This is a genomic window from Mesorhizobium sp. WSM2561 (assembly GCF_000513915.1).
In the GTDB taxonomy this organism is placed as follows: domain Bacteria; phylum Pseudomonadota; class Alphaproteobacteria; order Rhizobiales; family Rhizobiaceae; genus Mesorhizobium; species Mesorhizobium muleiense.
The window spans coordinates 208,723-220,752 of record NZ_AZUX01000014.1; the positions used below are offsets into that span (position 1 = coordinate 208,723).

6 protein-coding genes, 3 tRNA genes, 3 rRNA genes and 1 pseudogene are annotated in these 12,030 nt (G+C 57.6%); 4 read left to right on the top strand and 9 right to left on the bottom strand.

The window, feature by feature from the left end:
• Window positions 1–9: 9 nt before the first annotated feature.
• The gene (gene ligD / locus M727_RS0113755; RefSeq protein WP_027153172.1) at window positions 10–1,782 is read right to left on the bottom strand and encodes a DNA ligase D; all 1,773 of its coding nucleotides are present in this window, start codon (window positions 1,780–1,782) and stop codon (window positions 10–12) included.
• A 138-nt stretch (window positions 1,783–1,920) separates the two neighbouring features.
• Between ligD and M727_RS41490 the strand changes: the two genes are divergently transcribed.
• Window positions 1,921–2,205, top strand: coding sequence for a hypothetical protein (locus M727_RS41490; protein ID WP_156941533.1), 285 nt, complete (start codon window positions 1,921–1,923; stop codon window positions 2,203–2,205).
• Window positions 2,206–2,510: 305 nt separating this feature from the next.
• Here M727_RS41490 and M727_RS41495 read toward each other — a convergent pair whose 3' ends face one another.
• Window positions 2,511–2,750: a hypothetical protein gene (locus M727_RS41495; protein ID WP_156941534.1), complete on the bottom strand. Its 240-nt coding sequence runs from the start codon at window positions 2,748–2,750 to the stop codon at window positions 2,511–2,513.
• Between the two features lie 706 nt (window positions 2,751–3,456).
• Between M727_RS41495 and M727_RS36415 the strand changes: the two genes are divergently transcribed.
• From M727_RS36415 to M727_RS39945, 3 genes are read left to right on the top strand one after another with little or no spacing between them, the layout of a single operon-like run.
• On the top strand, window positions 3,457–3,735 hold the full coding sequence (locus M727_RS36415; protein ID WP_245268599.1) for a type II toxin-antitoxin system HigB family toxin: 279 nt from the start codon (window positions 3,457–3,459) through the stop codon (window positions 3,733–3,735).
• A 36-nt stretch (window positions 3,736–3,771) separates the two neighbouring features.
• Entirely contained in the window at window positions 3,772–4,140 is a 369-nt protein-coding gene (locus tag M727_RS0113775; protein WP_027153173.1) for a transcriptional regulator, read from the top strand.
• Window positions 4,141–4,183: 43 nt separating this feature from the next.
• Window positions 4,184–5,881 (top strand): recombinase family protein, encoded by a 1,698-nt coding sequence (locus M727_RS39945; RefSeq protein ID WP_084646725.1) that lies wholly within the window; start codon window positions 4,184–4,186, stop codon window positions 5,879–5,881.
• On the opposite strand, the gene M727_RS0113790 is transcribed toward M727_RS39945, so the two are convergent.
• From M727_RS0113790 to M727_RS42755, 7 genes and pseudogenes are all read right to left on the bottom strand, one after another.
• Window positions 5,838–5,914 (bottom strand) — tRNA-Met (locus M727_RS0113790). The genes M727_RS39945 and M727_RS0113790 overlap by 44 nt on opposite strands.
• A gap of 139 nt (window positions 5,915–6,053) precedes the next feature.
• Window positions 6,054–6,168: ribosomal RNA gene (gene rrf / locus M727_RS0113795) — 5S ribosomal RNA — on the bottom strand.
• Window positions 6,169–6,464: 296 nt separating this feature from the next.
• A 23S ribosomal RNA gene (locus tag M727_RS0113800) occupies window positions 6,465–9,283 on the bottom strand.
• Between the two features lie 382 nt (window positions 9,284–9,665).
• Window positions 9,666–9,741, bottom strand: a tRNA-Ala gene (locus M727_RS0113805).
• 46 nt (window positions 9,742–9,787) lie between these two features.
• Window positions 9,788–9,864: transfer RNA gene (locus M727_RS0113810), tRNA-Ile, on the bottom strand.
• 283 nt (window positions 9,865–10,147) lie between these two features.
• A 16S ribosomal RNA gene (locus tag M727_RS0113815) occupies window positions 10,148–11,632 on the bottom strand.
• Together the 16S, 23S and 5S rRNA genes with 3 tRNA genes alongside form the textbook arrangement of a ribosomal RNA operon.
• A 199-nt stretch (window positions 11,633–11,831) precedes the next feature.
• Window positions 11,832–12,030 (bottom strand): annotated as a pseudogene (locus M727_RS42755) (hypothetical protein); the annotation flags it as partial.

Below are 12,030 nucleotides of genomic sequence, written 5' to 3' on the forward strand. Positions count from 1 at the left end.
TGCGAGCGGCTACGCCGCCCTTCGGGCAGCCGCTCGGAACGGATGGTCGATGGTGAAACCGTCGGGCCGAATACCCCGCTCAACTTGGCTCCACGTTACAGGATGGGCGATTGGGAAGCCCGATCGGGCTCGTGGGGAGAAGGCGCCCACCGCGGTGTTGCCGCGCCCGTTGCGAAGGTAATCAAGAAAGATGCGGCCCGTTCGGGCTGCCGGAGCGGCAGAGAGCAGATAACGATCGGGGTTTGCGTCAACGAGGCACTGGGCGAGCGACTTGGCCAGTTGCCGGGCGCTGTCGTGGGTCATCTTTGTCTCAAGCGGCGCCATTAAGTGAATGCCCTTGCCGCCGGTCACCTTGGGCCAACTCTCCAGACCTGCCGCTTCCATGATGTCGCGGAGCGCCAACGCGGTCTCGATCACTTCCGCCCACTCGATGCCCTCCCCCGGATCGAGGTCCAGAACGACGCGATCAGCATGCTCGATATCGTCTACGGTAGCGTTCCAGGGATGCAGCTCTACTGCATCCATCTCGACCAGCCCGAGCAAACCGGCAAGGTCGTCCACCCACACGCGAACGCCCTCGCCTCTCTCGCGCTTCTGGACGCGCAACTGATGCACGGCCGCCGGGATCATCGGTAGAGTGCCCTTGTGGTAGAAGGTGGCCCCAAAAGCATGGCGGACCAGCTTCAGCGGTCGCCGGCCGAGGTGGATCAGTGCTTGATCAGCAACCCGCTCCCAATAGCGCGCAAGCTCTTCCTTGGAGGGCGAAACGGCATCGGGGAGCAATTGCAGGATGTTCTCGCGAGGGACGCCATGTGCCCGGACTGCCTCTCGTCTCTTTGACGGAGCGGGCGGCTTCGCCTGGATCGTCACGAGGTCTTCACGCAGGCCTTTGAACACTGCCTCACGCAGGATGCCACGATCGGTGACGCCGCTGAATTGCACCTCGGCCAGGACCTCTGGTCTGACCCAGGTCGCCTTCGGCTTCACGATGGGCTCTGATAGAGGCGATTTGCCGATGATTAGCGGGTCAAGCCGCTCTCGAACATGCCGCGCTGTCGTCAAGCTGTAGCCGCTTTGGGCCTTGCCAGCGTAGAGCAGGCGATCGCCTTCCCGGCGGCCTATGTAAAGGGACGCAATGCGGCGTGGATGGGCGCCGAGCTTCTCGACGAAAGCAACAATGGGGAAGGTGTCGCTCTTGATGCATTTCACCTTGAGCCAGCTCGTCTGCACACCTGAGCGATAGGGGGCATCCGCTCGCTTGGATACGATCCCCTCCAAGCCCATCCGGCATGCATGTTCAAACACGTCGCTGCCGCTCACCTCCAGATGCTCGGCATAGGTCAGTGTCGGCGCCGTGTCCTTCAATAGCTTTTCTAGCGCGGCCTTGCGTTTCACCAGCGGCTGCTGCCGGAGATCCCGACCGTTGAGGTGCAGCAGGTCGAACGCATAGAAGATGAGCTTCGGCGAGTTTGGATTGCCCAGTTCCCGCTCGAGGGCTTGGTAGTCCGGCAGCCCGGTCTCGCCGAGGACGACAGCCTCCCCGTCGATGATTGCTGCCTTAACCGGCAGGTTCGCCGCTGCCTGGACAATTCCTTTGTATCGATGCGACCAGTCGTAGCCGCGGCGCGTGAAAGCTCGTGCTGTGCGGCCATCGACAATTAGCTGGGTGCGGTAACCGTCGTATTTGACCTCATGAAGCCAGTCGCTGCCCGCGGGAGCTTTCGCGACCAACGTTGGCGATTGAAACTCAATGAATGATAGCCGGTCTGCGGCGCTACTCATGCACTTGTGACTCCCCGAACCGCGACTCAAGCCGCAGGGCGGGCAATCGGTTCCGGAACATTTTAGCAAAATTGAATGTTTAGTAGCATGACGAAACTATCCGACGTGCACGATCGGCTGGAAATGGACGCCTAGGCCATGACTGTAAAGATCGGCGATGAAGTCACACTCACCGTGACAATCCTGAAGGTGCTGGACAACGGCATGTCGAGCGTGAGCATACCCTCTTACAGCTTTCCCTTTTCGATCGACACACCAAAGAGAACAAGGGCCGGCCAGAAGGTCGAGATCACCGGCTTTGTCACTCGGGTCGATGACGAGGGTGGGTCAGTCTCGGTGACATGTTTTGCTGATCCCCGCCTCTGGCTCCGCTTCGCTGTCAAGGATCAGTGCGGACCCCCGCCTGCCAGAAGATATTTGTAGCCGTTGTGGTCATCCGTCGGGTGCGGGCAAGATGACTCTCCCAAGCGCGGAACGCACCGCTCCAGCTCCTTTTCGGGATTGATGTGTAAGACGATCCTGGCAACCTCACGCCAGTCAGCATCTTCGGCCGCGGCATCGAGAAGGCGAACGTAGGTGAGCAGCCGCTCCTCGTCGTAGCCGGCCAGCACGGAAGAAGTGGAGCCTCGTCGGTGACATCGGGATCTGGCAGAGGCATACGCATGCCTTAGGGTTGTACCAGAGGGCCTGAACACAAAAAAGCCCGCCGGCCGGAACCTTAGTGTTGCTCACTTCGATTCAGACATGAGGGCTTCACAGCTCAGAATGAGCTGCCGTCCGCACTGGTCCGAGGCCTCGAGCACTGCCGCCTTCTCGACGAAAAAGAAGAAATACCCCGCATGGATGGCGGCGATCACGAGTACCGTGAAGACCTGAAGCAAAGAAGGGTCACTGGGACGACGGCTTTCCGAGAGAGAGTAAGCAAGCAGATCAGAACGACGATCATGTTCAGCGTTAGCGCGCGCCATTTTACGCCGAATAGGTTTCGACGGAATCCGTAGGTGGATCTCGAATTTTGTAGTATCGAGCGTTCGCTCCCTAAGCCAATTCCCGCAGCGCTCGTAAAAACCATCCACCTTCAGTGGATTGCGTCGTTCGCTGTTGGCGCCGGTGCGTGCTTGATGGAGAGGTTCGGCTCGTAGGCCGACACGCCGGTCTCCGGCCCCCGAGCTGTTCCAGCACGGCCCATGGCACATCGATCCGCGATTGCGTGAGACTCTTTTGGCGAGTACTGGCCAACCCAGCCCTTTTCCAAGTCGCGGTATCCGATTCGCCGCACAATGGTGGCGCCCCCCTTCCCTTATTCCTGCAGATGGGTTTCCGATGGCTCCTGATGATGCTCGGCACCGGGTTCTGGAGGCATGGCAGCCAAACGAGATAGGATCAGGATCGAGGTTCGCGACCCGTTGGTTGAATCCGAGACGTCTGCCGGATCTCCGACCATCGCAGACGCAGCTGTCCTGCGTCTCGCCCGCCTAATCGGCCGTCAGATCGCCCGCGAGCAGTTTGAAGGTAGGTTGACAGCCGAACGGCGTCCGAAAACCGGGACGTGGTCCGCCGATCGCCCCTGAACCCCGCCTCGGCAGCGCATTGCGTTCCCTGGCGAAGCTTCCCCGCCGGGGTCTTTTCCAGATTTGGCTTGCACCCATTTCGGGACCAAAGTAAGGTCTCGTGATGAGGATTATTGCCCGTCGCACCTTGCGGAAGTTCGTCGATAGGCTTGAGACGCACAAGGACCAGCCGGCAGTGAAGGCCGCGCTAGATGCCTGGTTCGACGAAGTCGGCGAGGCGGACTGGAAGAGTTCGGCTGATGTGAAGCGGCTTTACGCGACGGCCAGCATCTTCAGCGCCGAGCGGACTGCCTTTAACATCAAGGGCAATGCCTATTGCTTGCTAGTGGCGGTCGACTTCGAGAAGAGCATCGTCTGGATCAAGTGGATCGGCACCCACTGAAACCCTATGACAGGATCGACGTGACGGAGGTGAAACATGGCGATTGAGCTAAAGCCCGTCCGTTCCGAGGCGGATTACGCGGCGGCGCTTGCCGAAGCGGAGCGTCTGTGGGGCGCAAAGAGCGGCACGCCTGAGGGCGATCGGTTGGACGTACTCGCGACGCTGATTGAGGTCTACGAGGAAAAAAACCATCTGATGGACCCACCCGACCCGATCGAGGCGATCAAGTTCCGCATGGAGCAGCAGGGTCTGTCCCGCAAGGATCTGGAACCGATAATCGGAACACGGGGCCGAGTAGCCGAGGTGCTTAACCGCCGGCGCGGTCTCTCGATTGAGATGATCCGTAACCTGCACGACCAGCTCGGCATCTCGGCCGAAGTCCTGATCCGCCCCACCCGCCAGTAAGCGGCCGCCTGACGGGACGATAGAGGCCGAGAGGATAGTCCAGATGACCCGCATTGCGCTTTACGCCCGTTATTCATCTGAAAGCCAGCGGGACTCCTCGATCGAGGATCAGTTCCGTGTCTGTCGCGAGCAAGCAAAGCGGGAAAGCTGGAAGATCGCCGGTTGCTACAAGGATGCGGGCATATCCGGATCGAGCATGATCCTGCGGCCTGGCATCCAGATGCTGCTGCAGGATGCGCAGGAGGGCCTGTTTGACTTGGTGCTCGCCGAGGCGCTGGACCGGGTAAGCCGCGATCAGGCCGACGTCGCCACCTTGTTCAAGCATCTGAAGTTCGCCGGCGTACCGATCGTCACCCTGGCTGAAGGAGAAATCACTGAGCTCCATGTTGGGCTGAAGGGCACGATGAACGCGCTGTTCCTGAAGGATCTTGCCGCCAAGACGCATCGCGGCCTGCGCGGTCGAGTCGAGGACGGCAAGTCCGGCGGCGGGCTTTGCTACGGCTACAAGATCGTCAAGAAGCTGGACCATCGCGGCGAACTGATCAGAGGCGAACGCGAGATCGACTTTTACGAAGCCGAGGTCGTGCGTCGCATCTTCCGCGACTTTGCGGCCGGCATTGGCCCGCGCACCATTGCGAAAACGCTGAACGACGAAGGTGTTGTTGGTCCCGGCGGCAAGCCCTGGATCGACACGACGATCCGCGGGCATCAGAAGCGTGGCTCCGGCATCGTCAACAACGAACTCTATATCGGCCGGCTGATCTGGAACCGGCTGCGCTATGTGAAGGATCCGTCCACTGGCAGGCGCGTGTCGCGCATGAACCCGGAATCTGACCGGATCGTGACCGAGGTTCCCGAGTTGCGGATCGTCGATGACCAGCTCTGGCAGGCGGTCCGTGTTCGCCAGAGCGAGATCGTCGAGAAATATGCCAATGTGACCGAGGCGGTGCACGAGCACCATAGAAAGAACAAGCTGAACGGCGCACGCCGGCCGAAGTCGTTGTTGTCCGGCCTGATCTTCTGCGGCTGCTGCGGTGGTCCTTACTCGCTTCGTGGCGCTGGCCGCTTTGCCTGCTCGAGCCACATCGCCAACAAATCCTGTTCCAACAGCCGCACGATCCCGCGCGAAGAGCTGGAGAACCGCGTGCTGGCCGGTCTCAAGGACCGGATGATGTCGCCAGAGGTAGCAGCAGAGGCCATGCGCGCCCATGCGGAGGAGACGAACCGGCTCAACCGCGAGCGCCGGTCCAAAGGCGACGCATGGCGGACAGAGCTTGAGAAGACCGGGCGCGAGTTGGAGAAGGCCATCAACGCCATTCTTGCCGGCGTGCTTCCCCTGACGCTCAAAGAGAAGATCGAGAAGCTGGAACTACGCAAGGCCGAGCTGTCTGCCCTCCTCGCTGACGTGCCGGAGGATGTCCCGGTCCTGCTGACGAGCGCATCGGCGATCTACGCGAAGAAGGTTGCCCGGTTGACGGAGGCGCTGAACCGCCCTGAAGCGCGGACGGAGGCTGCAGAGGCATTGCGCACGGTGATCGAGAAAATAGTGCTACGCCCTGGCCCCAATCGCGGCGAGATCGACGCGCTTCTCTACGGAGAACTCGGTACGATCCTGAACTGGATTGAGCGGCAGGCCGTTGGGAAGACTACAAAAAAGAACACTCCCGCAGCAAAAGCTGCGGGAGTGTCGGTATCGGTGGTTGCGGGGACAGGATTTGAACCTGTGACCTTCAGGTTATGAGCCTGACGAGCTACCGGGCTGCTCCACCCCGCGTCAACTTTTCAAGCAAGTCAGCGCTTCACTTAGGTACAAGCTTGCGCCAACTGAAAGGGCCGCTTGCGCGGCCCGAGTTCCCGATTGGCGGGCCTTTTGGTAGAGAGAAGATTTGGATTTTGCAACGTGCGTTTTGCAGACCTGGCAGCGACCTACTCTCCCGCGTCTTGAGACGAAGTACCATCAGCGCTGGAGCGTTTCACGGCCGAGTTCGGAATGGGATCGGGTGCAGCCGCTCCGCCATAACCACCAGGTCGGCAAAGCGCACGTTGCTCGAGAAGCTTTTTGAGCGAATAGCGATGAGAGAGTAGCGAATAGGGGGACCTATTTTCTGCTCTCTCTGAGCTTATCGCTGGTCTTTGTTGTGCCTTTACCGTTCTTTTGGTCTTGGCGCCTTTCGAAGCGAAGCTTCGCAAGGTCGACCGACCGTCGGCGCCGATGCGCCGCACCCACGTAGCGCCGCCCGCAGGGCGGAACAAGCGTGAGTGAGAACAGACCATCTCGGCGCAATCCGAAGGATTGTCGCCCAAGATGGGCATAGGGAATGAGAACGATCAAGCCGATCGAACTATTAGTACCGGTAAGCTTCAAGCGTTGCCGCTCTTCCACACCCGGCCTATCAACGTGGTCGTCTTCCACGGTTCTCAGGGAATACTCGTTTTAAGGTGGGTTTCCCGCTTAGATGCCTTCAGCGGTTATCCCGTCCGGATATAGCTACCCTGCTATGCGGCTGGCGCCACAACAGGTCCACCAGAGATCCGTCCATCCCGGTCCTCTCGTACTAGGGACAGATCCTTTCAATATTCCTACACCCACGGCAGATAGGGACCGAACTGTCTCACGACGTTCTGAACCCAACTCACGTACCGCTTTAAATGGCGAACAGCCATACCCTTGGGACCTGCTCCAGCCCCAGGATGCGATGAGTCGACATCGAGGTGCCAAACAACCCCGTCGATATGGACTCTTGGGGGTCATCAGCCTGTTATCCCCGGCGTACCTTTTATCCGTTGAGCGATGGCCCTTCCACGCGGGACCACCGGATCACTATGACCGACTTTCGTCTCTGCTCGACTTGTCAGTCTCGCAGTCAGGCAGGCTTATGCCATTGCACTCAGCGAACGATTTCCGACCGTTCTGAGCCCACCATCGCGCGCCTCCGTTACTCTTTAGGAGGCGACCGCCCCAGTCAAACTACCCACCATACATTGTCCCGGACCCGGATGACGGGCCGCGGTTAGACATCCATAGTGATAAGGGTGGTATTTCAAGGGTGGCTCCACCTGAGCTGGCGCCCAGGTTTCAAAGCCTACCACCTATCCTACACATGCCACTACGAATGCCAATGTAAAGCTATAGTAAAGGTGCACGGGGTCTTTCCGTCTAACCGCAGGAACCCCGCATCTTCACGGGGAATTCAATTTCACTGAGTCTATGCTGGAGACAGCGGGGAAGTCGTTACGCCATTCGTGCAGGTCGGAACTTACCCGACAAGGAATTTCGCTACCTTAGGACCGTTATAGTTACGGCCGCCGTTTACTGGGGCTTCGATTCAGAGCTTGCACCCCTCCTCTTAACCTTCCAGCACCGGGCAGGCGTCAGACCCTATACGTCGTCTTGCGACTTCGCAGAGCCCTGTGTTTTTGATAAACAGTCGCTACCCCCTGGTCTGTGCCACCCTCCTCCACTTGCGTGGAAAAGGGTCACGCTTCTTCCGAAGTTACGCGTGCAATTTGCCGAGTTCCTTCAGCATAGTTCTCTCAAGCGCCTTGGTATACTCTACCAGTCCACCAGTGTCGGTTTCGGGTACGGTCTATAAGGAGGAGCTATTTCCTGGAACCACGCAGCAGCCCGTTCAATCCGATAAGATTGGACTACCTCAATGATCCGTCACTTCCTCCAGGCCCACGAATATTAACGTGGTTCCCATCGTCTACGCATTTCTGCCTCGACTTAGGGGCCGGCTAACCCTGCTCAGATTAGCTTTAAGCAGGAACCCTTGGACTTTCGGCGGGGGAGTCTCTCACTCCCCTTACGTTACTCATGTCAGCATTCGCACTTCTGATACCTCCACCACCCCTCACGGGTATGGCTTCATCAGCTTACAGAACGCTCCGCTACCGCTCGTGATTGCTCACGAACCCTAAGCTTCGGTGTATGGCTTGAGCCCCGTTACATTTTCGGCGCAAAGACCCTTATTTAGACCAGTGAGCTGTTACGCTTTCTTTAAATGATGGCTGCTTCTAAGCCAACATCCTGGTTGTTTTGGGATCCTCACATCCTTTCCCACTTAGCCATAACTTGGGGACCTTAGCTGTAGGTCAGGGTTGTTTCCCTTTTCACGACGGACGTTAGCACCCGCCGTGTGTCTGCCGACTAGTACTCCCAGGTATTCGGAGTTTGGTTAGGTTTGGTAATCCGGTGAGGACCCCTAGCCCATCCAGTGCTCTACCCCCTGGGGTATTCGGTCGACGCTCTACCTAAATAGATTTCGCGGAGAACCAGCTATTTCCGAGTTTGATTGGCCTTTCACCCCTAGCCACAAGTCATCCCGAACTATTGCAACAGTTATGGGTTCGGTCCTCCAGTAAGTGTTACCTTACCTTCAACCTGCTCATGGCTAGATCACTCGGTTTCGGGTCTAATGCGACGAACTGAACGCCCTGTTCAGACTCGCTTTCGCTGCGCCTACACCTAGCGGTTTAAGCTTGCTCGTCACACTAAGTCGCTGACCCATTATACAAAAGGTACGTGGTCACCCAGGACGAACCTTGGACTCCCACTGTTTGTAGGCAATCGGTTTCAGGTACTCTTTCACTCCCCTTGTCGGGGTGCTTTTCACCTTTCCCTCACGGTACTAGTTCGCTATCGGTCATGCACGAGTACTTAGGCTTGGAGGGTGGTCCCCCCAATTTCAGACAGGATTTCACGTGTCCCGCCTTACTCGAGGACGATGATTTGCATTACGCGTACGGGGCTGTCACCCACTATGGCCCTGCTTTCCAGAAGGTTCCGCTTGTCTCATCATCGCCACTGGCCTGGTCCGGGTTCGCTCGCCACTACTGCCGGAGTCTCGGTTGATGTCCTTTCCTACGGGTACTTAGATGTTTCAGTTCCCCGCGTTCGCCACTTTATCCCTATGTATTCAGGATAAGTTACCTATAACAGATACTTGGAAACCACAGCAGCAAGTCGGCCTTTCGACCACTGGCTGCTCTGATTTTCCAAGCACCTTAGGTGGGTTTCCCCATTCGGAAATCTACGGATCAAAGGGTATTCGCACCTCCCCGTAGCTTATCGCAGCGTATCACGTCCTTCATCGCCTGTGCATGCCAAGGCATCCACCAATTGCCCTTAAGACACTTGATCGTTCTCATTGCCAATACCCACCGCGCGATCCCGAAGGGATCGTCGCTTCAGCCACAAACCCAAAGGATTGTCGCCTCAGCGCGATCTCGAAGAGATCGTCGCTCGAACCAGATCCTGTGCAGGATCTAGCTTCAATGGAATTGGCACAAAAAGACCAGCTTCTCGAGATCGGTTCGAGGGTGCGGTTAGGCAAACCCATCATATGCGGGAGATTGAGCGTCTCCCGCGACAAATCACATCCCTTGCGGGCTGTGAAGTTCGAACAAATCTTCTCTTTACGATGTCAAACAGAACAGGCGGAGAGCCAAGAAGGCTCGCCGCAAATCTTTTTAACGAATGACTTTTGCAACCGGTTTCACATCTCTACTCAACACCAAGGTAATGGTGGAGCCGGACGGGATCGAACCGACGACATCCTGCTTGCAAAGCAGGCGCTCTCCCAGCTGAGCTACGGCCCCTGATACCTTTTGTCGAGGAGATCGACAATCCTTGCGGATTGCGAAGTGGTGGGCCTGGGAGGACTTGAACCTCCGACCTCACGCTTATCAAGCGCGCGCTCTAACCAACTGAGCTACAAGCCCTAAGACTGCGCCGTAAATCGGCTTTCGCCAACGAGACGCAAGTCTCGCAAGGCCAAACGGCCGTCGCGGCTTGTGCCGCGCCCTCGCGGAGCGCCAGCACCCAAAGGGTGCGATGCGGCGCGCGAGCGCAAGTCAAAGTCATTCGCGAAGAAAGAGAAACGAAGGCGGCAGACCCGCTTAAGGTATGCACGACGGTAAGAGTGACTCTCTTGCCGTCTTGTTCCAAGTAAACCAGAAGGCAGAGGCTTCACGAGGAAGCGTTTCCATTGAGGTTTATCCTTAGAAAGGAGGTGATCCAGCCGCAGGTTCCCCTACGGCTACCTTGTTACGACTTCACCCCAGTCGCTGACCCTACCGTGGTCGCCTGCCTCCTTGCGGTTAGCACAGCGCCTTCGGGTAAAACCAACTCCCATGGTGTGACGGGCGGTGTGTACAAGGCCCGGGAACGTATTCACCGCGGCATGCTGATCCGCGATTACTAGCGATTCCAACTTCATGCACTCGAGTTGCAGAGTGCAATCCGAACTGAGATGGCTTTTGGAGATTAGCTCGACCTCGCGGTCTCGCTGCCCACTGTCACCACCATTGTAGCACGTGTGTAGCCCAGCCCGTAAGGGCCATGAGGACTTGACGTCATCCCCACCTTCCTCTCGGCTTATCACCGGCAGTCCCCTTAGAGTGCCCAACTGAATGCTGGCAACTAAGGGCGAGGGTTGCGCTCGTTGCGGGACTTAACCCAACATCTCACGACACGAGCTGACGACAGCCATGCAGCACCTGTCACCGGTCCAGCCGAACTGAAGGTCTCCATCTCTGGAGACCGCGACCGGGATGTCAAGGGCTGGTAAGGTTCTGCGCGTTGCTTCGAATTAAACCACATGCTCCACCGCTTGTGCGGGCCCCCGTCAATTCCTTTGAGTTTTAATCTTGCGACCGTACTCCCCAGGCGGGAAGCTTAATGCGTTAGCTGCGCCACCGACAAGTAAACTTGCCAACGGCTAGCTTCCATCGTTTACGGCGTGGACTACCAGGGTATCTAATCCTGTTTGCTCCCCACGCTTTCGCACCTCAGCGTCAGTACCGAGCCAGTGAGCCGCCTTCGCCACTGGTGTTCCTCCGAATATCTACGAATTTCACCTCTACACTCGGAATTCCACTCACCTCTCTCGGACTCGAGATACCCAGTATCAAAGGCAGTTCCGGGGTTGAGCCCCGGGATTTCACCCCTGACTTAAATATCCGCCTACGTGCGCTTTACGCCCAGTAATTCCGAACAACGCTAGCCCCCTTCGTATTACCGCGGCTGCTGGCACGAAGTTAGCCGGGGCTTCTTCTACGGTTACCGTCATTATCTTCACCGTTGAAAGAGCTTTACAACCCTAGGGCCTTCATCACTCACGCGGCATGGCTGGATCAGGCTTGCGCCCATTGTCCAATATTCCCCACTGCTGCCTCCCGTAGGAGTTTGGGCCGTGTCTCAGTCCCAATGTGGCTGATCATCCTCTCAGACCAGCTATGGATCGTCGCCTTGGTAGGCCATTACCCCACCAACTAGCTAATCCAACGCGGGCTCATCCATCTCCGATAAATCTTTCTCCATAAGGACGTATACGGTATTAGCTCCAGTTTCCCGGAGTTGTTCCGTAGAGATGGGTAGATTCCCACGCGTTACTCACCCGTCTGCCGCTCCCCTTGCGGGGCGCTCGACTTGCATGTGTTAAGCCTGCCGCCAGCGTTCGTTCTGAGCCAGGATCAAACTCTCAAGTTTAGTAAGACTTTGATTTGGCTTTATCTGGTCACGCTTTGAATTGACGAGAACATTCACACCTGGACACTTTCATGCCCTGGTAGACTTATTCTCTCAAAACGTGTCCGCCAAAGTCTCGTTCGAACCTCACACCCCTGGCGGGATGAAAGGCTCAGCAGGACTCTGCCGCCCACGTTTCTCTTTCTTCAATATTCAATTGTCAAAGAACAGACATCGCAGACGCGCTGTCGTGGCCCGTACGCTTGTGGCTCGGGGCCGTTCGAGTGTCGCTCACGCGGCTCTCTTGAATTTCGCAGAGGGCAGATCTAGAAGCGAACTTCTTCGTCGCCAGCGGCGCGCCGCCCTCGTTGGTGAGGCGTATATAGTCGGCGCCCATCCAAAGTGTCAACAACCATTTC

Bases quoted from the DNA above. Each gene is read 5' to 3' on its own strand.
- M727_RS36415 (WP_245268599.1), top strand. From the start codon at position 3,457: ATGAGGATTATTGCCCGTCGCACCTTGCGGAAGTTCGTCGATAGGCTT.
- ligD (WP_027153172.1), bottom strand. From the start codon at position 1,782: ATGAGTAGCGCCGCAGACCGGCTATCATTCATTGAGTTTCAATCGCCA.
- M727_RS39945 (WP_084646725.1), top strand. From the start codon at position 4,184: ATGACCCGCATTGCGCTTTACGCCCGTTATTCATCTGAAAGCCAGCGG.
- M727_RS0113775 (WP_027153173.1), top strand. From the start codon at position 3,772: ATGGCGATTGAGCTAAAGCCCGTCCGTTCCGAGGCGGATTACGCGGCG.
- M727_RS41495 (WP_156941534.1), bottom strand. From the start codon at position 2,750: ATGGCGCGCGCTAACGCTGAACATGATCGTCGTTCTGATCTGCTTGCT.
- M727_RS41490 (WP_156941533.1), top strand. From the start codon at position 1,921: ATGACTGTAAAGATCGGCGATGAAGTCACACTCACCGTGACAATCCTG.